This is a genomic window from Streptomyces griseoluteus, from assembly GCF_004784465.1.
GTDB classification, from domain to species: Bacteria; Actinomycetota; Actinomycetes; order Streptomycetales; family Streptomycetaceae; genus Streptomyces; species Streptomyces griseoluteus.
Genome location: NZ_SRRU01000006.1, coordinates 238,648 through 259,393, shown reverse-complemented (window position 1 = coordinate 259,393; position 20,746 = coordinate 238,648). Strand labels below are relative to the sequence as shown.

15 protein-coding genes are annotated in these 20,746 nt (G+C 68.8%); 6 read left to right on the top strand and 9 right to left on the bottom strand.

Features of this window, described 5'->3' with window-relative positions:
• Positions 1-80: 80 nt before the first annotated feature.
• From E5082_RS18355 to E5082_RS18340, 3 genes are all read right to left on the bottom strand, one after another.
• Positions 81-3,347, bottom strand: a complete 3,267-nt coding sequence (locus tag E5082_RS18355) for a GH92 family glycosyl hydrolase (RefSeq protein ID WP_135792322.1) — start codon at positions 3,345-3,347, stop codon at positions 81-83.
• A 350-nt stretch (positions 3,348-3,697) separates the two neighbouring features.
• Entirely contained in the window at positions 3,698-6,415 is a 2,718-nt protein-coding gene (acnA, locus tag E5082_RS18350; RefSeq protein ID WP_135792321.1) for an aconitate hydratase AcnA, read from the bottom strand.
• 586 nt (positions 6,416-7,001) lie between these two features.
• Positions 7,002-7,574 carry a TetR/AcrR family transcriptional regulator gene (locus E5082_RS18340; RefSeq protein WP_135792320.1) on the bottom strand — a complete coding sequence of 191 codons (573 nt, stop codon included), beginning with the start codon at positions 7,572-7,574 and terminating at the stop codon, positions 7,002-7,004.
• A 62-nt stretch (positions 7,575-7,636) separates the two neighbouring features.
• On the opposite strand from E5082_RS18340, the gene E5082_RS18335 reads away from it, so the two are divergent.
• Complete coding sequence (locus tag E5082_RS18335) at positions 7,637-8,605, top strand: SDR family NAD(P)-dependent oxidoreductase (protein ID WP_135792319.1); 969 nt, start codon at positions 7,637-7,639, stop codon at positions 8,603-8,605.
• Positions 8,606-8,999: 394 nt separating this feature from the next.
• Here the strand turns inward: E5082_RS18335 and E5082_RS18330 are convergent, their stop codons facing one another.
• A complete protein-coding gene (locus E5082_RS18330) occupies positions 9,000-9,623 on the bottom strand; it encodes a TetR/AcrR family transcriptional regulator (RefSeq protein ID WP_135792318.1) in 624 nt (207 codons plus the stop codon).
• Positions 9,624-9,684: 61 nt separating this feature from the next.
• Between E5082_RS18330 and E5082_RS18325 the strand changes: the two genes are divergently transcribed.
• On the top strand, positions 9,685-10,086 hold the full coding sequence (locus E5082_RS18325) for a hypothetical protein (protein ID WP_190045292.1): 402 nt from the start codon (positions 9,685-9,687) through the stop codon (positions 10,084-10,086).
• Positions 10,087-10,247: 161 nt separating this feature from the next.
• Positions 10,248-10,730: a hypothetical protein gene (locus E5082_RS18320; protein ID WP_244321609.1), complete on the top strand. Its 483-nt coding sequence runs from the start codon at positions 10,248-10,250 to the stop codon at positions 10,728-10,730.
• Between the two features lie 109 nt (positions 10,731-10,839).
• On the opposite strand, the gene E5082_RS18315 is transcribed toward E5082_RS18320, so the two are convergent.
• From E5082_RS18315 to E5082_RS18305, 3 genes are read right to left on the bottom strand one after another with little or no spacing between them, the layout of a single operon-like run.
• Complete coding sequence (locus E5082_RS18315; protein ID WP_135792317.1) at positions 10,840-11,436, bottom strand: DUF4291 domain-containing protein; 597 nt, start codon at positions 11,434-11,436, stop codon at positions 10,840-10,842.
• Complete coding sequence (locus E5082_RS32990; RefSeq protein ID WP_229918862.1) at positions 11,433-11,942, bottom strand: hypothetical protein; 510 nt, start codon at positions 11,940-11,942, stop codon at positions 11,433-11,435. Before E5082_RS32990 ends, E5082_RS18315 begins: the two co-directional genes overlap by 4 nt.
• On the bottom strand, positions 11,939-12,385 hold the full coding sequence (locus tag E5082_RS18305) for a hypothetical protein (RefSeq protein ID WP_135792513.1): 447 nt from the start codon (positions 12,383-12,385) through the stop codon (positions 11,939-11,941). Before E5082_RS18305 ends, E5082_RS32990 begins: the two co-directional genes overlap by 4 nt.
• Positions 12,386-12,582: 197 nt before the next feature.
• On the opposite strand from E5082_RS18305, the gene E5082_RS18300 reads away from it, so the two are divergent.
• Positions 12,583-12,780 (top strand): DUF4236 domain-containing protein, encoded by a 198-nt coding sequence (locus E5082_RS18300; RefSeq protein ID WP_135792316.1) that lies wholly within the window; start codon positions 12,583-12,585, stop codon positions 12,778-12,780.
• An 84-nt stretch (positions 12,781-12,864) separates the two neighbouring features.
• Complete coding sequence (locus E5082_RS18295; protein ID WP_135792315.1) at positions 12,865-14,394, top strand: helix-turn-helix domain-containing protein; 1,530 nt, start codon at positions 12,865-12,867, stop codon at positions 14,392-14,394.
• A 673-nt stretch (positions 14,395-15,067) separates the two neighbouring features.
• Here E5082_RS18295 and E5082_RS18280 read toward each other — a convergent pair.
• Together E5082_RS18280 and E5082_RS18275 are read right to left on the bottom strand one after the other, a co-directional pair.
• Complete coding sequence (locus E5082_RS18280) at positions 15,068-15,625, bottom strand: DoxX family membrane protein (protein WP_135792314.1); 558 nt, start codon at positions 15,623-15,625, stop codon at positions 15,068-15,070.
• Between the two features lie 461 nt (positions 15,626-16,086).
• Entirely contained in the window at positions 16,087-17,574 is a 1,488-nt protein-coding gene (locus E5082_RS18275) for a vanadium-dependent haloperoxidase (protein WP_135792313.1), read from the bottom strand.
• Between the two features lie 2,258 nt (positions 17,575-19,832).
• Between E5082_RS18275 and E5082_RS18270 the strand changes: the two genes are divergently transcribed.
• Positions 19,833-20,618, top strand: a complete 786-nt coding sequence (locus tag E5082_RS18270) for a response regulator transcription factor (protein WP_373310058.1) — start codon at positions 19,833-19,835, stop codon at positions 20,616-20,618.
• The last annotated feature ends 128 nt before the right edge of the window (positions 20,619-20,746 follow it).

Genomic DNA, 20,746 nt, shown 5'->3' with positions numbered 1-20,746 from the left:
CGCCTTGTCGGTGTCGGTTTGGGTGGGGAGAACGATGCTACTGCCGCCGCACCCCGCCGAGGAGACGGAACCGCCCCGGTTCACTTGCCGGCGAGCGCGAAGACGTGCAGGTCGCCGTCGTCCGGCAGCGTCACGCTCCTGATCTCCTTCCCGTCCGGCGCGGCGAACGGCTTGGTGGCGAACACATAGGTGGCCACCGGGTCCTTGTCGGCGCCCGCGACATTGCGGTACGCGGCCTTGGCGACGACCTCGTTGCCGTACTGCACGGTGCCGCCCCCGCCGCCGACGGTCCAGTCGGTGAAGGAGAGGTCGGCCGCTGCGGTGCTGCCGTCGGTGTAGGTGACGGTCGCCTTGGCGGACTGGTTGCCGTTGACGGCGCTGCCGATGAAGGCCAACGCGGTCGCCGGGTCCTTCAGTTCGACGGTCTGGCCGTGGGCGGAGGCGTTGTCCGGGCGGCCGGCGGGCGAGTCGGGCCAGGTGAAGGCGAGGCCGCCGGTGGTGGCCTGCTTGCCCGGAGTGAGGCCGGCCGCGGCGAGGGCCTGCTTGGAGTAGCTCCAGCCGCCGCCGTCGTAGTCCGCCTCGTCGTGGTCGCCGGTGTCGTCGGAGACGCCGGTGTTGTCGTAGGCGGCCAGCAGGGTGCCGGGGGCGGCGACGGTCAGGGAGACGGGCTGCTCGTAGGAGGTGTCACCGGAGGTCACCGTGACCTTGGCGGTGTAGAAGCCCTGAGTGGCGTCGTCGGCCGCGGTCAGGGTGATCCGCCGGGCACCACCGGTGACCGTGCCCTCGGCGGGGATGGCCGTGACTCCGGCGGGCGCCTCGACCTTGAAGCGGACCTCGGGCCCGGTGCCGCCGTTCAGGGACAGGGCCCGTACGTCGATCGCGGTGCTGTCCCCGGGGGCGAGGGTAGCGGTGGTCGGGCCGACACCGATCTGGTACGGCTGCTCACCCTGCCGGAAGGAGGGCGGCGGGGTCTTGGCGCCCCACGTGCGGTTCGGGGTGGTGCCCAGCCGGTAGTCGAGCCGGCCGCCGTCCCGCACGAAGGACGCGGGCAGCCAGGCGCGGTCACTGGAGCGGCCGTTGACCTTCAGGGACCGCACGTAGGGTGCGTCGGCGGCCGCGCCCTCGGCCCGGATGGAGATGTCGTCGCCCTGCGGCCGGTCGATCTCCACTCGCTCGAACAGCGGTGAGGCCAGCACGAGTTCGGCCCGTGAGGGCACCTGCGGGTACATGCCCATGGCGGAGAAGACGTACCAGGCCGACATCGCGCCCAGGTCGTCGTTGCCGGGGATGCCGCCCGGCCCGGTGGACCAGAGCTGCCTCATCGCCGCGCGGACCGTCTCCTGCGTCTTGTAGGGGGCGCCCGCGTAGGCGTACAGGTACGGCACGTTGATCGAGGGCTCGTTGTCCATCTCGGACTTGGCGCCACCCTGGCCGGTGAAGGCCCACTTGCCGTCGGCGGTGTGGAAGAAGGAGTCCAGCCGGGCCAGCGCCTGGTCGGTGCCGCCCAGCGCGGCGAACAGCCCGGCCGGGTTGTGCTGGACCATCCAGGTGTACTGGGCGGCACTGCCCTCCACGAACCCGTTGCCGGTGTCCGGGGTGAAGCCGGTGACCCAGCTGCCGTCCGCCTTTCGGTTGGCGATGTAGCCGCCGGTCGCGTCGGCCGCGATGTTGAAGTTGTTCTGCCACCACTGGGCGCGCTCGGCGAACTGCTTCTCGGTCCGCTTCTCCCCCGCCGCCGCGGCAAGCTGGGAGAGGGAGAAGTCGGCGGCGGACATCTCCAGCGTCTCGGCGGCGCCGCCCCAGGCGTTGGAGACGCTGGGCATGTAGTGCAGCTTCAGGTACTTGTCGAGCGAGGGGCGCTGGCCGACGGACAGCACCGGCTTCCCGGCCGCGGAGAGGTCCTGCTCAGTGGGCACGGTCGCCGCCTTCACCAGGGACTTCAGGGCGCCCTTGAGGTCGAACCCGGTGCCGCCGAAGGCGTGGATTCCGGCGAGCGCGCTGGGCGAGGGGTCGCCGTTCATGACATGGGTGCCGCCCGCGTTGTGCAGCCAGCGGTCCCAGACCCCGCCGTTCTGGCCGGCCAGCTCGTAGAGCGACTGGGCGATGTCCGAGCCGGTGCGCGGGTCGAGCAGGGTGAGCAACTGGACCTGGTCGCGGTAGACGTCCCAGCCGGAGAAGGTGCCGTACTGGGCGCGTTGGCCGTGACCCACGCGGTGCACCTTGCCGACGCTGCCCCGGTAGCGGCCGTCGGCGTCGCTGATCACGTTGGGGTGGAACAGGGCGTGGTAGAGCGCGGTGTAGAAGGTGATGCGCTCGGCGTCGGTGCCGCCGCCGACCCGGACGGCGCCGAGGCGCTCCCGCCAGGCGGCGCGGGCCGCGTCCCGTACCGCGTCGAAGGAGCGGTGCGGGCCGTTCTCCGCGCGGAGGTTGGCCTCGGCGGCGTCCTGACTGACGTAGGAGATGCCGACCTTGACGTTCACCGGGCCCTCGCCGGGCGCGAACTCGACATAGCCGCCCGCGCCCTTGCCCGCGACGGGCCGGCCGCCGTGGGAGAAGCCGCCGGTGCCGCCGGAGGCTCTGGTGGAGCCGGGGTTCAGCTTGTCGTCCTGCCAGGTGCCGGTGGTCTTGAAGGCACGGTCGAAGTGGGCCGTGAAGTACAGGGTGTAGTACGAGCGCTGTCCCTCGGGGTCGAGGTAGCCGCAGAAGTTGCCGGAGGTGACGGACCCCGAGACGGTGTGGCTACCGGGGTCGATGCTGACCGTCGAATCCTCCGACCCGACCTCGGAGTTGGCGGTGCGCACCAGCAGCGAGGCGGGCTTGCCGGCCGGGTACGTGAAACGGGCGGAGCCGGTACGGGCGGTCGCGGTCAGGTCGGCGGTGACACCGGAGGCGAGGCCCACCTTGTAGTGGCCGGGCTCGGCGGTCTCGTCGGTGTGCTTGAAGTCGGAGGCGTAGACGGCGTCCTTGGTGTCGCTCGCCGGGGAGGAGGTGACGTCACCGGCGTACGGGAAGAAGGGGATGTCCCCGCTGCCGCCCGCGCAGCCGGTGCCGGACATGTGCGTCAGGCTGAAGCCCCGCACACGGGTGGCGTCGTAGTGGTAGCCGCCGGGCGCGGTGGTGCGGGTGGCGTCGCCTCTGGTGGTCTCCGGGCTCCAGGAGAGCATGCCGAAGGGCACCACGGCGCCGGGGTAGGTGTCGCCGCCGTTGCTGCTGCCGATCAGCGGATCGACGTACGGCGTCGGGTCGTCGACCAGGCCGGGTGGTGCGGTGCCCGCCGCGAGGGCGGGGGTGGCGCCGCCGACCGCGAGCGCGGCGGCCAGCAGCAGGGACATGGGACGGAAACGCATCACGCGGCCCTTCCTCCTTGCGGACGGGTCGCGCACCACGGGTCGCACAAGCCGCAGGGACAGTAACGCGTGCCCACGGCCCCACGGAAGAGGGCCGCCGTGTTGGCCCAAGTACCTTGACATCGTTGTCCGTTGGACCGGTAGAGTCAGGAACGGACCCACTAGACAACGTTGTCGCGCCCCACCGCAGGCCAAGCCACCCGCACCGCGCACCACCCCTGTCCGCTCCGGGCGGGCACCCCGTCCCCCCGGCCCCGCCCGGAGCACCCTCGCGCTCACCTCCCCGAGCACGGCAAAGGGCCGCACCCCCGTCACCGGGAGTGCGGCCCTCTACTGCGTTGCGCCAGACCTTACTTGCGGATCAGGCTGCGCAGCACGTACTGCATGATGCCGCCGTTGCGGTAGTAGTCCGCCTCGCCGGGGGTGTCGATGCGGACGACCGCGTCGAACTCCACGCCGGTGTCGGTGGTGACCTTGACCGTGCGCGGGGTGGTGCCGTTGTTCAGCTCCTCGACGCCGGTGAAGGAGAAGGTCTCCTCGCCGGTCAGGCCGAGGGAGGCCGCGGTGGCGCCCTCCGGGAACTGGAGCGGCAGCACGCCCATGCCGATGAGGTTCGAGCGGTGGATGCGCTCGTAGGACTCGGCGATGACGGCCTTGACGCCGAGGAGCGCGGTGCCCTTGGCGGCCCAGTCGCGGGACGAGCCGGAGCCGTACTCCTTGCCCGCCAGCACGACCAGCGGGATGCCCTGGTCGATGTAGTTGCGCGAGGCGTCGTAGATGAAGGAGACCGGCGCGCCCTCGACGGTGAAGTCGCGGGTGTAGCCGCCCTCGGTACCCGGCGCGATCTGGTTGCGCAGGCGGATGTTGGCGAAGGTGCCGCGGATCATGACCTCGTGGTTGCCACGGCGCGAGCCGTAGGAGTTGAAGTCACGACGCTCCACACCGTGCTCGGTGAGGTACTTGCCCGCCGGGGTGTCGGCCTTGATGGCGCCGGCCGGGGAGATGTGGTCGGTGGTGACCGAGTCGCCCAGCTTGGCCAGCACACGGGCACCGGTGATGTCGGTGACCGGGGAGGGCTCCGTCTGCATGCCCTCGAAGTAGGGGGGCTTGCGGACGTAGGTGGACTCGGCGTCCCACTCGAAGGTGTTGCCGGTCGGGATCGGCAGGGCCTGCCACTGGGCGTCGCCCGCGAAGACGTCCTCGTAGGACTTGGCGAACATGTCCTCGCCGATGGCGTTCGCCACGACCTCGTTGACCTCGGCCTCGGAGGGCCAGATGTCCTCGAGGTGGACCGGGTTGCCGTCCTGGTCGATGCCCAGGGCGTCCTTGGTGATGTCCACCTTCATGGAGCCCGCGAGGGCGTACGCGACCACCAGCGGCGGGGAGGCCAGGTAGTTCATCTTGACGTCGGGGTTGATCCGGCCCTCGAAGTTGCGGTTGCCCGAGAGGACCGACGTGACCGCGAGGTCGTGGTCGTTGATGGCCTTGGAGACCTCCTCCGGCAGCGGGCCGGAGTTGCCGATGCAGGTGGTGCAGCCGTAACCGACCAGGTTGAAGCCGACCTTGTCGAGGTAGGGGGTCAGGCCCGCCTTCTCGAAGTAGTCGGTGACGACCTTGGAGCCCGGGGCGAGGGTGGTCTTGACCCACGGCTTGCGGGTCAGGCCCTTCTCCACGGCCTTCTTGGCGACGAGCGCCGCGGCGACCATGACGTACGGGTTGGAGGTGTTGGTGCAGGAGGTGATGGCCGCGACCGTCACCGCACCGTGGTCCAGCTCGTAGGTGGTGCCGTCGGGGGCGGTCACGGGGACCGGGTTGGACGGGGTGCCGTTGGGGGCGATGGCCGGGGAGTCGGAGGCCGGGAAGGACTCCTTGCCCGCCTCGTCCACGACGTCGACGTAGTTGAGGACGTCCGACTTGAACTGCTCGGCGGCGTTCGCGAGGACGATGCGGTCCTGCGGGCGCTTCGGGCCGGCGATGGAGGGGACGACCGTGGAGAGGTCCAGCTCCAGCTTCTCGGAGAAGTCGGGCTCGGCCTTCGGGTCCAGCCAGAGGCCCTGCTCCTTGGCGTACGCCTCGACGAGCGCGACCTGCTGGTCGCTGCGGCCGGTCAGACGCAGGTAGTTCAGGGTCTCGTCGTCGATCGGGAAGATCGCGGCGGTGGAGCCGAACTCCGGCGACATGTTGCCGATGGTGGCGCGGTTGGCCAGGGAGGTGGCGGCCACGCCCTCGCCGTAGAACTCGACGAACTTGCCGACCACACCGTGCTGGCGCAGCATCTCGGTGATGGTGAGCACCAGGTCGGTGGCGGTGGTGCCGGGCTGCAGCTCACCGGTGAGCTTGAAGCCGACGACGCGCGGGATCAGCATGGAGACCGGCTGACCGAGCATGGCGGCCTCGGCCTCGATGCCGCCGACGCCCCAGCCGAGCACACCGAGGCCGTTGACCATGGTGGTGTGCGAGTCGGTGCCGACCAGGGTGTCGGGGTACGCCTTGCCGTCACGGACCATGACGACGCGGGCCAGGTGCTCGATGTTCACCTGGTGGACGATGCCGGTGCCCGGCGGGACGACCTTGAAGTCGTCGAAGGCGGTCTGGCCCCAGCGCAGGAACTGGTAGCGCTCCTTGTTGCGGCCGTACTCCAGGTCGACGTTCTGCTTGAACGCGTCGTTGGTGCCGAACTTGTCGGCGATGACGGAGTGGTCGATGACCATCTCGGCCGGGGAGAGCGGGTTGATCTTCGCCGGGTCGCCGCCGAGCGCCGCGACGGCCTCACGCATGGTCGCGAGGTCCACGACACAGGGGACGCCGGTGAAGTCCTGCATGATCACGCGGGCCGGCGTGAACTGGATCTCCTGGCTGGGCTGGGCCTGCGAGTCCCAGCCGCCGAGGGCGCGGATGTGGTCGGCGGTGATGTTCGCGCCGTCCTCCGTGCGGAGCAGGTTCTCCAGCAGGACCTTCAGGCTGTACGGCAGGCGGGCCGAGCCCTCGACCTTGTCCAGCCGGAAGATCTCGTACGACTCGTCGCCCACCTGCAGCGTGCTGCGGGCGTCGAAGCTGTTCGCCGACACGACAGTCTCCTTCTTTGATGTGCGCGTTCCACCGCATCCTGCCGCCACGCCGGTCCAGCATTCCGCTAAGGTAAGGCTAAGTTAGGTAACCCTTACCGGGGTGACTGCCGCGGTGCGCCTCGGCAGATATCTCGATGTCGAGATAACTCTAGTACATGGGGGCTGGATGGTCATGCCCGGATGGCGGTTGTCCCGTCTCGGCGACCTGGGGCAGTCCCGGTCTTCCTGTGGCATCGATGGCCGCGTCCGGCCATGTGCCGCAGGAGTCCTGGCTGGAGCGTGATCACCTCCTGGGGCTGGATTTCGATCCCGAGGTACTCGGCGTGGCTGCTCAGCCGTTCGGAGAGCAGGCGACCCAAAGCCGAATTCGAGCGGTGAGGAGCAGCCTCTGCCCGGGGGCACCACTCACTACGGTCGCGCCCGACGCCTGGCGGGGCCGGTGATCGTGCGGTCACACAACCAAGGACCGCACACACCGAACGACCGCTTCCACGAGGCCTTGCGTGCGCCGCCAAGCGCGGCCTCGACGGGCGGCCGGCCCGTCGCCGCCCAAGACCGCCGGTCCTGCAGGAGGCCGGGAGCGCTTTTAGCGCACCAGGAGATCGATGGCGACCTTCAGCCGGTCGACGTAGAACTCCCGTGACGCGGCTTGATGCTTGAGGCCGATCGATGTGCTGATCATCGTCTGCGCGACCAAGCGGGCCGCGTCTGGTCCTGACTCGACGGCGATTGCGTCTGTGATCAATCCCTCGAAGCGTCGCGGTGCGGTTTCGACGATCTCTCCGAGGAGGTCGGGGTTGCCCTCGATGACCGCCGCGACGTCGCGCGTCAGCGGGCCGATGTAGCGGCCTGCCCACTGGTCGAACGCTTCTACGAGGCGCTCCGAAAGGGGGCGTTCGGTCTCGGCCAGGACGTGTTCGACCGCTGCGATGTCCCGCTCCAGGGCCTGGGTGACCGCGGCACGGAACAGAGTCTCCTTCGAGGAGAAGAGAAAGTAGAGCCCGGGCCGGGAGATCTCCGCCGCCCGCGCCACTTCCTCCATCGAGGTCTTCCGGTAACCGAATCGCGCGAAGGTGACCATCGCGGAGTCCAGCACCCGGGTCCGGCGATCGGCATCGGCGACTGTCGACGGCGGGCGGCCGATATCGGGACTGCTCATGGAACGAGCATACGAGCGAGACCGAACTATACAAATCAAGTCTAGTACGTATAGTCGATGCCATGGCGTACGCACTCATCTCCACGCCCTTCACTGCCTCCAGCACCGCGGACGAGGTACTGAGAGGCGTCGATCTCGCCGGCGTCCGCGCGATCGTGACGGGAGCTTCTTCCGGACTCGGGATCGAGACTGCTCGCGTGCTGGCCGCTGCCGGGGCGGAGGTGACGCTCGCTGTCCGGAACACGACTGCGGGTGACGCCGTCGCTGAGACGATCGAGAAGTCCACCGAAGGGATCCGTCCCCGCGTCGTCCGGCTCGACCTTGCCGACAGGAGGTCCGTCACACGATTCGTCGACGCGTGGCGCGGCCCGCTTCACCTGCTGGTCAACAATGCTGGCGTGGTCACCGGTGGCCTCGAACGGACGCATGAAGGCTGGGAACTGCAATTCGCGACAAACCATCTTGGCCACTTCGCCCTGGCCGGCGGCCTGCATGACGCCCTGGCCCTGGGAGCGGCCGACCGCGATGGAGCACGGATCGTCTCGGTCAGTTCGACGGCGCACATGCGTTCCGGCATCGACTTCGACGACCTCCACTTCGAGCGTCGCAGCTACGACCCGCAGATTGCCTACGCCCAGTCGAAGACGGCGAACTCTCTCTTCGCCGTCGAGGCGACCCGTCTCTGGGCGGCCGACGGCATCGTCGCCAACGCGGTGAACCCCGGCGGTGTCGCGACAGGACTGCAGCGGAACTTCACAACAGAACAGAAGGAATCGCTCGCCGCAGCCGAGGCCGCCGGAGTCTTCACCTATAAGACGGTCGAGCAGGGGGCCGCAACCAGTATCGTCGCGGCCGTCGCCCCCGAGTTCGCCCACTCCGGAGGCCACTACCTCGACGACGCACAAGAGGCCTACACCGTGCCGGACGACGTCGGCCTCGCGCAGCACCCGCACGGTGTCAAGGAATGGGCGCTCGATCCCGCCATCGCCAAGCGCCTCTGGACTGTCTCGACCGACCTGGTTCGCGCCTGATCTTTCGAATTGAAGCCCTGATGGCTCGACCCCCGTGTCTCAGAGCGGCACGCTCGGTGTTCTGCCAGCGGCAGAACACCGGCCGGACCGGGCTCGACGACAACCACAGTCCGGTCTCGTGGCGACGATGACGAGATGCTCGACCTTGGAGACGCGTTCACAACGGCCACATCTTGCTCGATCCCGGGCATCTGGTGAGGCGCCTCGGTCAATCCGAGGCACGGGCCGCCTGCGCCTTCTGTGGTCGTTACGGCTGGTCAGCGCGTCGAGACGCCCGCGCCGCCGGGTGTCGTCGGCGACGAGGTCACCTACGACATCAGCGAGGAGACCGACGCCCTCGCCGGCGGCGGCTCCAGTCGTCGGCCGGCGGAAGACGCCTCGCCTTGACTGCCTGTCACGAAGCGTCCGCGTAGTGATCGATGAGGGACATCCCGGATGCCAGAGCGCGGGCAGCGTCGGCGAAGTACTGTTCGTCGGCGCCAGGGGCAAGACCGAGGGGGACGCCCTGGCCGAGGCCGACGAACAGTGCCCTGAGCGCGGTGGTCAGGCGTTGTGCCTGATGCGACGTCACAACGCTCCCGTTGTGCGATCTTCCGGTGAACAGGTCGATCAGGTGGTTCTCCTGCGACTGGACGGACGCCGCGAGCTGGTCCCCCAGGTCGGGGTCGTGCAGGGCCATATCCAGCAAGGTGATCTGGAGCGACAGGGCAGACCGGGCGTCGGGGGCGTCGCAGCTACGCCGGTGGTGCCGGGCGAAGGCGTCGACCGCCTCGAGCAGATCCAGTTCAGCTGGAACCGCCTGTTCGATCTCTTCGTAGTACGGCCGCAGGTGATCGGCGACGAGGGCGACCACCAGGCCGTTCTTACTCCCGAACAGTGAGTAGATGGCGCCGGTGGTCAGGTCGGCGCGTTCGGCGATCTCATCAAGCTTGGCCCGGTATCCGTCCCGGGAAACGACCTGGAACGCAGCGTCCAGCAGGGCACGGCGGTTGCGTTCCTTGGCCTCCGCCCTCGTCATTCTCATAGTTTGATTATTACCGTAATCTCGTTACGGAACCAGTTGGGAGAGAGGGCTGCTCATGGCTCAGGTCGCGGCACCGCAGGTGACCCGCAAGAAGGTGGGGGCCATCGCCGATGGCGCCTTCAAGGTGTTGCTCGCCGCTGTCTACATCGTCGGCGTTGCCCCACTCGGCCGGTTACTCGGCACGCCGGCCTGGCTGATGGTTGTCTCAGGCGTGACCCTGCTGATCGGCGGTGGCATCGAGATCGGATATACGCGCAGCCGGTCGATGTGCACCTACACCCGGCTCATGGTCGCCTACGACAGCGGCTGGGTACTGACGGCGCTTGTCGGCGCCCTGATGGCATGGCAGGGCAGCAGCGCCGGCGGTGAGGTGTGGATCGGGTACCAGACGGCCGCCCCTATAGCGTTCGCCGCACTGCTGATCGCCGCCAAGCCGGCCCGGACTGCCTCGGACTGAGCGGGACAACCAACCCGCCCCGTCTCGATCCATCCGAGGCACCCCAGGTCAGGCACTCACGCTGCCTCACCTTGAGGGAGACCGGGCACGGCGGGTGTGACGGGTCCGTCACGCCCGGAACGGAGAGGCGCACAGGGGCGGGCGGCTGGGACGATCACCGGGTGAGCCACTTCTCGTACCGCCCGGCCGGAGACTTCATGCCTGACCCCCGCCCGGTCGACCTCGCCAACTGCCCGGACCTGGAGGCCGCCTTGGAGGCGGTCAACCGCGACCTGGCGGCGACCCTGCCGGAGGCCGGGCCGATGCGGCTGATGTGCACGCCGTCGGACGACGAGGACATCCCGGACCAGTTCCACGCGGCCCTGCCCGACGGCCGCTGGCACGACGGCGTGACGCACCCCGCCGCGCCCGGGATCGCCGAGGCGGCGCAGGAGACGGTCCAGGCGGTGCTGTGGCAGGTGTGGCCGGTGTGCCCCGAGCACCGCACCGGGGTGCACGCGGACACCGGGGCGGACGAGCGGGCGGTGTGGTGGTGCCGGATCGGCGAGGGCCACGAGCTGTGCGAGGTGGGCGAACTGGCGCAAACCCTCCCCGGTAAGCAGCGCCGGGCGCTGCGCCGGAAGGAGCGCCGGGGGAAGGGATGAGCGGCGGCAAGCCCGGACCCCGTCGCACCCACAGCAGCACCCGACGCCGTACGACCTCACCGAATGCCCGGCCCGTCCGGAGGGCTCGGAGCGCTCCGGACGCCTCTCTTCAGCCGATGCGCGCCGTCAGCTCGTCCGGCAGCGGATACGGCCGCTCGACGGGAAGCAGTGCGCGAGCCGCTTCGTCGTCCCCCGCGCGAACAGCTGCGTGCACCTCGTGGGCGAGCGGTGTCACGTCCCTCACCGAGACGATCCAGTCACCCACGTACCGGGCCACCGCACTCCCCGACAACCCGATCTGGATGGCCCGGTGAGGCAACGGGTTGAACCGCAGATCCCGTTCTGGATCCCACTGGACCCGGACGGGGCTCACCCGCAGCGCCTCGCGCCAGTCCGCCTCGGTGGCGAACCGGACGCGGTCGAAGTGGCTCAGGCAGGCGTTCGCGAGCGCCCACTCGAAGCCCTCGCGGGTGATGTCGAGCGCCAGAACGCGCTCCTGGTCCGGCTTGGTCCCCCAGCCGCAGCGGTACATCATCCACAGGAAGGACGGCTTGATCCACGTCATCCGCGTCATCCTGAAGGGGTCGACGAACGTGCCGGCACGCAACGCCGGTTCCGCGATCTGCTCGCCGTAAGCCTGATAGACGGTGACGGCACCCTTGTCGAAGGCCGCGCGAACCTGGCGCTCGGGGGGCTCGCTGCTCATACGGTTGCCTCCGCGGCCCAGGAGCCGGACCCGACCACCACCGGGTCGGTTACCGCCTGCGCCCCACAGGCGTAGAGGAGCCAGCACGGCTCCTCCCACGAGAACATCGGCTCACCCCACGTATCGAGCCAGAGGTTCAGCCGCCCACTACCGTCGGCCGCGCGGGTGAGGTCCCAGAACTCCCAGCCGCGCGCCTCCAGTTCCGGGTCGAAGCGGAAAAGCCAGTCCTGGATCTCCCAGGGATCGACACCGGTCCTCTCGGCGTTGCCCTCCGCGATCTGGGCGCGTACGCCCCATTCCCAGCGTTCGCAGAACGTCTTCAGCTCGCCGGTGAGGCCCTCGTGGCCCAACTCCAGTCCCGACAGGGCGATTCCGGAGAAGCCCCGGCCCGCGCCGGCCTGGCCGGCCATGCCCAGCTCGCCCAGTTCGCCCAGCGCCTCCGTCAGGCCCTTGGCGATCTCCTCCAGGCCCTGCGCCTGGAGATCCATCCCGCCCTCGCCGCTCATATCACACCCCCGTGCCGCGCCTCGTCGTCCAGGTCCACCGCCGCGCCGTCCGGCACGATCCCCGCCACCGGCGGGAACACCACCCCGTCCGAACCGTCCGCGCAGTCCAGCGCCACCCCGCACGGCACACCCGCCGCGGGCACGGCCACGACCAACAGGCGTGCTCCCAGGACGCGTTGATACGTCCACTCCCGTGCCGACTCCCCCCGCGCTGTGGCGTACCGGGCGAGCGCCTGCTCGTCGGAGAAGGCCAGGATGAAGCGGATGCCGTTGAAGTCGGCGGTCAGCAGCGCCTGTTCGCCGCCCGGATCACCGCCCAGCGGCACGAGAACGGGAGTACGGCGGAACTCCCCCAACAGCCCGGCGAACTCCCGTCTCCGCGCCGCCACTTCAGCCGCCTGCGCGAGCCCAATGCCCGAACTCGCTATCCGGTCCCCGTTCATAGACATGCCGCCATCATCACGACTGCGACGAGAGCGAACAAGTTCATACCCGTCACACCCATGTCACAGGACACGACCGGTGCCCACCGGATGCGGCCCCGGGTCGGCCCCGCGCCGGTCGTCGGCCATCAGTTCCCCGAATGGGGGTATCCGGGTTGTGCGCCACTCAGGAGCGCCGACAATCGGAGGAGACAGCCATGGGCCTGACGTTCCGCAAGAGCTTCCGCATCCTTCCCGGCGTGAAGCTGAACATCAACCGCCACTCCTGGTCCATCACGACCGGCGGTGGCAAGCACGGTCCCCGTCACACCCACAGCAGCACCGGACGTCGTACGACCTCGATGGACCTGCCGGGTCCGTTCGGCTGGCGCAAGACCACGACCAAGAAGGGCTGACCGCCACCGGCGGCCGTTGACCCCACGTCACCCGAACGGACCCCCCAGGAGGCGCGATCTCATATCTGAGATAACCTCAACCTCATGTCAGACGACTACCTCGTACGCATCGGCAAGCTCATCCGTGACGCCCGGCAGCACCGTGGCTGGACTCAGGCGCAGCTCGCGGACGCGCTCGGCACCAGCCAGAGCGCGGTCAACCGCATCGAGCGCGGCAACCAGAACATCAGCCTTGAGATGATCGCCCGGATCGGTGAAGCCCTGGACAGCGAGATCGTGTCGCTGGGCTACGCGGGTCCGATGCACCTGCGGGTCGTCGGCGGCCGCCGGCTGTCCGGCGCCATCGACGTCAAGACGAGCAAGAACGCGTGTGTGGCGCTGCTGTGCGCGTCCCTGCTGAACAAGGGCCGTACGGTGCTGCGCCGGGTGGCGCGGATCGAGGAGGTGTACCGCCTGCTGGAGGTCCTGAACTCCATCGGCGTGCGCACCCGCTGGATCAACGACGGCGTCGACCTGGAGCTGGTCCCGCCGGCCGAGCTGGAGATGGACGCGATCGACGCGGAGGCGGCCGTCCGCACCCGTTCGATCATCATGTTCTTCGGCCCGCTGCTGCACCGCATGGACCGCTTCATGCTGCCGTACGCGGGCGGCTGCGACCTGGGCACCCGCACGATCGAGCCGCACATGATCGCGCTGCGCCGGTTCGGCCTGGACATCGCGGCGACCGAGGGCCAGTACCACGCCGTGGTGGACCGCACGGTCCGCCCGGACCGCCCGATCGTGCTGACCGAGCGCGGCGACACCGTGACGGAGAACGCGCTGCTGGCGGCGGCCCGCCACGACGGCGTGACCGTCATCCGCAACGCGTCCTCGAACTACATGGTGCAGGACCTCTGCTTCTTCCTGGAGGCCCTTGGCGTACGGGTCGAGGGCATCGGCACCACGACCCTCACCGTGCACGGCGTGCCCAACATCGACATCGATGTCGACTACTCCCCCTCCGAGGACCCGGTCGAGGCGATGAGCCTGGTCGCGGCGGCCGTGGTGACGGAGTCGGAGCTGACGGTGCGCCGGGTGCCGATCGAGTTCCTGGAGATCGAGCTGGCGGTCCTGGAGGAGATGGGGCTCGACCACGACCGCAGCCGCGAGTACTTCGCGGACAACGGCCGCACCCGCCTGGTCGACCTCACGGTCCGCCCCTCCAAGCTGGAGGCGCCGATCGACAAGATCCACCCCATGCCGTTCCCCGGCCTCAACATCGACAACGTCCCCTTCTTCGCCGCCATCGCAGCCGTCGCCCAGGGCCAGACCCTCATCCACGACTGGGTCTACGACAACCGAGCAATCTACCTCACCGACCTCAACCGCCTCGGCGGCCGGCTGCAGTTGCTGGACCCCCACCGCGTCCTGGTCGAGGGCCCGACCCGCTGGCGCGCCGCGGAGATGATGTGCCCGCCCGCCCTCCGCCCCGCGGTCGTCGTGCTGTTGGCCATGATGGCCGCCGAGGGCACGTCGGTGCTGCGCAACGTGTACGTCATCAACCGGGGGTACGAGGATCTGGCGGAGCGGTTGAATTCGATCGGTGCGCAGATCGAGATCTTCCGGGACATCTGATGAACGGATGCCGTCGCACCCTGTCTGACTTGCGGTGAAGCGGAGCAGGAAGCGGTGCGGCGGCATCCGTGGGACTTCTCCGGGACTTTGCGCCTGCGGCGGGCTCCCACGGGCCGCGCTCCCTGGGCACCGGCGTCCGGTCATTGCTCCGCGAAGACTGCGCCGATGGTGGCGCTGCCCCGCGCGCCCACTCGCGGCAGGAAGTGGGAGTACTTCCGCGGCGTGAACCCTGGATCGGAGTGCCCCGGCCAGCGTGCCGGCGAGGTCGGCCGTGCACACGATCTATCCGTCCGTCGCCGAGGGCTGGGGCCTTCTGGTCCACGCCGTCGCGCCGGGCGACGCCCGCCACGAGCCGCTCCCAACCGGCGCCGCGTTCCTTGCCCCAGCCGTGGCCGGCCTGCTGGTCGCCGTGCTGCGCCGCCGCGGCGCCCCACGGCATGCTGCCCTCTGGGCTGGTGCCCGGCCGTCCCCGCCGAGGCCGTCGACAACGCGTCGGCGCCCCGGCCTGCGCCACGGTCAGCCGGCGCCGTGTTCGTCGCAGTGCGGCGAAGTCGTAGGGCAGGTCGGAAAGCGAGCAGGTGCCCAGCACCTGCTGGTCCCGGCCGACCCCGCTCTGGCATGCGACCCGCGGCTCGGACTGGACCGGCACGGTGGTGGCACCGCACAGGACCGGCTAACGGGCAGCGGTTCCGGCTGTGAGCGGCGCTTCCTCCGTGCCGGGCTGCTGCGTGCGCGCGGGCGTGATGGTCGGCACCGGTCCGACTGCCGACGCCGCAGAGGTGGTCGCGACGGCGAGGCAGGCGGCGATGAGGACGATGTTCTTGATGATGTACTGACCCTCCATCGTGGGAACGAGCGGCACGGTCGACCACGCGTCGCCGGGGAGGAGAACCAGGGTCGAGAACACGCCGAGCATGTGCACGAAGAAGACTACGAGCGCGAGACGCAGCAGGACCCCGGTGACGAGCCCGAGACCGATGGCCACCTCCATGGTCGCCAGCAGAGGTCGCGAAACGTCCGGCGGCACGGCGTGAAAGGTCATCACGCTCATCGCGTGGACGGCGATGTCCTCGGCCGGGCTCATGGCGGGTGTGAACTTCAGCCCGCCGAACCAGAGGAAGAGGATTCCGACGCTGACCCTGAGGACGGCCGCGCTTCGACGGTGGTAGCCGGCGGCGAACGACGTCCACACGGTGTGCAGTCGTCTGCTGAATCCTGCGCTGCGGGACATGGGGGTGGTCCTCCTGTCTGACGGTGGGTACGGGGAGTTCGGCCGTGGTCGAAGGTCCGAAACCCGGTGGCCAACAAGGCCCCACGCCGCCTGCTGATCCCATGCCTGTGCCAGTCGGCGGGTGGTGTCGTTCTGCGGGGCGATGAAGTCGACGAACGCGTCGCCGCTCCAGTTGCCGCAGTGTGCGATGTCGGTACCGAGGAAACTGCGGCGCCGGCAGCTTCGGCGGTCTGGGTCTGGCAGCCGTCGGAGTGCCGAAGTGGTTGGTGACCCGGGACAGCGACGCGGTCCCCACCATGGGCACAGGCCACCGCAGGACGGCCGCAGGGGTCCCCGGATCAGCGCCGCACGACGTGCCGGCCACAAGCCCACGGCCGTCGCCCGGCCACCGCGGGACCACCCGACAGGAGCGCCTGTGCGAGTGGTCCCCTCGTTCGAGGAGGTCAGCGGAACGCCTGGCGTCAGGCGGTGCCGTTGATGTACTTCATGGCCACCGCGAAGGTGGCCTTGGCGACGTTCCGGCCGACCTTCTGGCCCTCGTCGATGTCGAACGTCCAGTGACCGCCGCCGTAGACGCGGGAGAGGCCGTCCTCCCTCGCGGCCTCGCTCAAGGTGTCCCACTTGAGGGTCACGTCCGAGGCGGGGGTCACGCCCGGCTCGTAGGTGGACGAACCGGCCTTGGCGGTGTAGGAGTCACCGAACTTGTCACTGCCGGTCCACAGCTTCAGCGACTCGGCCGCCGTAGCGCCCCACACCGCGTGCCCGGAGACGTACGAGGCGAACGGAGGCGTCGTGACGTACGGCGACCAGGTCTCGCCGGCAATCGTCTGCGTGCCCTTGCCGCGACCGGCGTAACCGCGCACCTGCTGGCCCGACTGGTTGTAGCGGATCACCGTCATCGGACGGGCGTAGTCGTAGTGCACCTTGCTCTTCCAGGCCACGATGCCGGCGTCGGCCATGGCCAGGTTGAGCGTGAAGAACATCTTCACGTCCTCACTGAGCGTGTGGTGGTCGCGGCGAGAGATGTACTGGGCCCACTTGTTCTGGTGGCCGGCGGGCGTCTCGCGGTTCTCGAGCCAGTACTCCGCGATCACCTTCTGGCGATCGGTCAGGTTGGCGTTGTAGTCCATCATCGTCTTGATGTCCGCCTTGAGCTTCTCGCTCCTGTAGGCGGGCGGCGGGGGCGGCAGGAAGGCCGCCGGATCCTTGATCGCGAACGGCTTGACGTTGCCCCACTGCGGGGTGGCGAACGGCGGGACGACCCCATTGATGCTGAGCGGCGTCCAGCGCACCGGGTCCACGACGGTCGACTTGTCCAGCACGGACATGTCCTGGGGCGGATTGAGAGGGGTGTAGCCCGTGGTGTCGGCGTACTCGTTCTCCTGGTTGGAGCCGTCCGTCCGGCGGTCGGCGATCACCGCGTCGCAGGCCGTGTGCGCCACCCCGGCGGCGGTCCTGGTGTCCCGCGACGTGTTGGCCGGGTCCTGGCCGAGGGCTCGCAGCTTGGCGTCGAAGTCGCTCTTGTAGGCAGGGAAGAGGTAGTTCAGAGCGTCGTACGCCGCGTAGTCGACCGCGGTCTTCCGGTTGGCGAGCGTGCGCTTGTAGGACGGCTGCCGCAGGTCGTCGCCCAGCTGGGTCCCGACCGCCCGCGCGTCGTACGCGACCCACGCGTCGTATATGCAGGTGTGGACGATGGCGAGCACACGGCTGCCGAGCGGCGGGCGCTTCAGGCCGTTGGTCTCCGCGGCCTTCTTCACCATGGCGTCGTACGCCGCCTGGTTCCACTGCAGGACGACGTTGTCCTCGCCCCGCGTGGCCTCCCCGCTCTCCGCCGCCGCGGTGGCGGTGCCGCCTCCGGCACCGAGGGCGGTGCCCAGCAGCATCGCCACTACGGCGGCGGAGGTACCGGCACGCCGGCGGTGGTTGATCGGTGTCCTGGATGGACGCATGTGAACTGCTCCCTACTGGAAAATGGAACACGTGAGAACCGGCGGGACCGGGCGGCCCGGTGGTTCCTGGTCGGTGAAGTGATTCGTGGAACGGCGCGGGCGACGACCGCGAGGTCCGGGACCTGGGCGTCGCCTGCGAAGCAAGGGGATGGCCGGGCCGTTCCCGCCCGGGCCTACGCGGTCGCCGCGTCGGTCACGCGCATCTCGCAGGTTCGAACGGGAGCCCGTGTGCGTCGCAGCGGTCATCTTGCGTCAGCGTCGCCGGCGCGGACCGGTGACAGAGTGGTTCGACGGTCGACGGTGACAGTCGCGCCTTGCGGGCCGCCTCCAGGTGCGTCACCCCGACGCCCTGGTCGCCACCGCTGGATCAGCAGCTGGGCGGCGTCGACCTCATACACCGGTTTACGACGTCCGCCACGGACCCGGGCTCGGTCGAGCAGTGCACGGCGACGAGTGCGCCGTCACACACCCGAAGCGCTCGGCAACGGCCCGGTCGGTCCTCCGACTCGGCCCCGCGCTGCGTGCGGTTTCGGCCGTGCGCCCTTCCACGTCTCCCCCGTCGGTGGTCAATCGGTGCCCGGGGAAGGCCACTTCGGCGGAGACTGCTTTACAGCTTCTTCGGCCGCGCGACGTGGGGCAAGCAGTTCACCGAGAGTTGACCCTGAGCGCACCGTCCTCTGTATCTCTGATGCGTTTCTGCAGGACACCCGGCTTCGCCACGCCCCGTGCCGCCGCCGGGTGGGGTGACCGATGTCGTGCCCGGCGTCGGGCTCACGGGCCCCATTACCTTGTTGGTGGCCCCGCAACGGGGCGTCCGGCCTCCGGGGTCGGCGGTGCCGAGGAAAGGCCGGGCAGGGAGTACGACCGGAGGACGAGCGTGATCGACGACCGCGATCCTCATCGTCGTCGGCGACGGATCCGGCTTCCCCTCCGCACCTCGCCGCCTGCGCCGGACTTGCCCCAGCGACCAGCGGCTCGGGCTCCTCGACGTGCCCACAGGGGCACCGCCCAGGGCGCGTCGCGCGGAGGTGAGACGGACAGGGTCGCGTGCCCGGGGGGGCGACTGCCGGATACGTCCGCTCGGTAAGGATCCCGACCGGGGGCAAAGGCCTGGGCGCGAGGGTACGAACGCTGGCGGGAAGCAGGGTTGGCAAGCACCCTGGTTTCGTGTTGGATCGATCCTGGTCATGTACGACCGGGACGGGGGGCTGAAATGGTGCACCACAGAGGCTTGGTTTCCCGTAGACGGGGGAACGGAAAGACGTCCAAGCCTACGGCAGCACAAGTAGGTCTCGGTGGCGTTTTCGGTGTGGTTTCGTGCCCGGCTGGCTGGGACAGACCGGCTTGAGGTCGGCGTCGACCAGCTCACCTGACGTCCCCGTGAAGAGAATAAGACATATTCGGGCGCGGATATCGGTCGCGGACATCGTGTACACGGAGAACCAGCTCTCCGCCCGATGCACGATGAGAGTCGCACCATCGGTGCCCCGGATACGACCAGCGACCTGGCCCGGTCGGTCCCCGCTCGCTCCACCAAGGTGGAATTCCGCTTTCCCCACCTTCAGCCTCGCCCAGGAAGCCTGTCAGGTTTCTGCGCGCGAGACACGGACCGTCTCCAGCTCCCGCCGGACCGTCGGCTCACCCGGATGCCGAAAGGTCACTTTTCAACGAAACCTGTGAGGCTTGAGGAACATCTTGGCCCCATCCCCCGCGTCCCACGCTGACCGAGCGGGGCACTCCCACACTCCCCGTCAGCCGACCCCCACCCCCCACCACTTGCCCTCGGCTTTGGCGCACACCTTGAACAGGGCAGCGAACCCCTATCGGTACCGGCCTTTCGGCGACCTGAATCCTGGCGGTAGCCGCCCGGCCTCATGGGCGTCCGCCGGCCAGGTCCCCCCAATCACCAACTCACTCACACGTCGTCAACGAGTGAGAATTCAAAACGTCCGGGTCGACGGACGACACTCCACCAAGGTGCTGCGGGCTATTCCCGTGCGCCTCGATACACCTGGTGCCGTTCGTCACACCTCACACACAAAAAATCTCGCTTGCCCGCACGGAATTCGATTGTTACGCTCAAACCACAAACGTGATCACGAACGAAGACATCCTCCAGACCATATCCGTGGAGGAATTTTTCGACCCTGTGCCGGAACCGCCACGAGCCGATGCGCCGTACCAGGCATGTCACGGATCACTTCTTCTACGATGACCAATCGCGCGAAGAGGGAATTTTTCACACCAAGGGGGAGCAAGTGGGTCAGTTTTCGACGGGCACGATACGGCACGGGAAGCCAAAACGTCTGCACGCGAACTTACCAACGCGGCGGCCCCTCCACCCTGTTGTTCCACAGCTGACGGAGCAGCAGGGCCAGGGAGTTCTGGCGATCCTCGCAGTCGGAAGCGAGGAGAGCGGAATGAGTGAGCTCGCACAGGGGCTGCGACGACACGGCTACCGGGTGGAGGGCGCTGCCACCGGGACCAAAGCGCTCCAAGTCCACCGAAACGCTGACCTTGTCCTGCTCGACCTGGACCTGCCCGACCTGGACGGACTCGAGGTCTGCCGCAGCATCCGGGCCTCCAGTCAGACTCCGGTCATCGCCGTCACGGCGCGGGAGTCCGAACTCGACCGCGTGCTGGTCCTGCAGGCCGGCGCTGACGACTGCATGACCAAACCGTACGGCATCCGTGAGCTGATGGCCCGTATGGACGCCATCATGCGCAGGATACAGCCGCAGTGGCCCCTGGAGCAGGTGATCGAACACTGGCCCCTTCGGATCGACGTGAACTCACGGGAGGTACGCCTCGATGGAAGGTTGATCGAGGTGACCCGTAAGGAATTCGACCTCCTCCACCTCCTCGCTTCCTGGCCTGACACGGTTATTCCCCGCCAGCAGCTGACAGCTCAGGTGTGGGGTGACTCCGTGCCGCTGCGCGGGCGGACCATAGACACGCATGTCAGCAGCCTGCGCAGCAAGCTCGGTTCCAGTAGCTGGATCGTCACCGTACGCGGCGTCGGATTCCGGCTCGGCAACCAGTGAGGCACGGCGTAGCCGTGTCGTGCGATCTCATGTTCGTGCTGTCGGTGAGCCGTTACCACGGCTCACCATGCTGAGATCGTAGGGCCTTTCGGCGCGCTCACCAGTGCCAGGTGATCAGGCCGGAGACA

Coding starts and splice junctions, on each gene's coding strand:
- E5082_RS18275 (WP_135792313.1), bottom strand. CDS start 17,574: ATGCGTCCATCCAGGACACCGATCAACCACCGCCGGCGTGCCGGTACC.
- E5082_RS18330 (WP_135792318.1), bottom strand. CDS start 9,623: ATGACGAGGGCGGAGGCCAAGGAACGCAACCGCCGTGCCCTGCTGGAC.
- E5082_RS32990 (WP_229918862.1), bottom strand. CDS start 11,942: ATGAGCGGCGAGGGCGGGATGGATCTCCAGGCGCAGGGCCTGGAGGAG.
- E5082_RS18355 (WP_135792322.1), bottom strand. CDS start 3,347: ATGCGTTTCCGTCCCATGTCCCTGCTGCTGGCCGCCGCGCTCGCGGTC.
- E5082_RS18340 (WP_135792320.1), bottom strand. CDS start 7,574: ATGAGCAGTCCCGATATCGGCCGCCCGCCGTCGACAGTCGCCGATGCC.
- E5082_RS18315 (WP_135792317.1), bottom strand. CDS start 11,436: ATGAGCAGCGAGCCCCCCGAGCGCCAGGTTCGCGCGGCCTTCGACAAG.
- E5082_RS18325 (WP_190045292.1), top strand. CDS start 9,685: ATGGCTCAGGTCGCGGCACCGCAGGTGACCCGCAAGAAGGTGGGGGCC.
- E5082_RS18300 (WP_135792316.1), top strand. CDS start 12,583: ATGGGCCTGACGTTCCGCAAGAGCTTCCGCATCCTTCCCGGCGTGAAG.
- E5082_RS18305 (WP_135792513.1), bottom strand. CDS start 12,385: ATGAACGGGGACCGGATAGCGAGTTCGGGCATTGGGCTCGCGCAGGCG.
- E5082_RS18335 (WP_135792319.1), top strand. CDS start 7,637: ATGGCGTACGCACTCATCTCCACGCCCTTCACTGCCTCCAGCACCGCG.
- E5082_RS18295 (WP_135792315.1), top strand. CDS start 12,865: ATGTCAGACGACTACCTCGTACGCATCGGCAAGCTCATCCGTGACGCC.
- E5082_RS18280 (WP_135792314.1), bottom strand. CDS start 15,625: ATGTCCCGCAGCGCAGGATTCAGCAGACGACTGCACACCGTGTGGACG.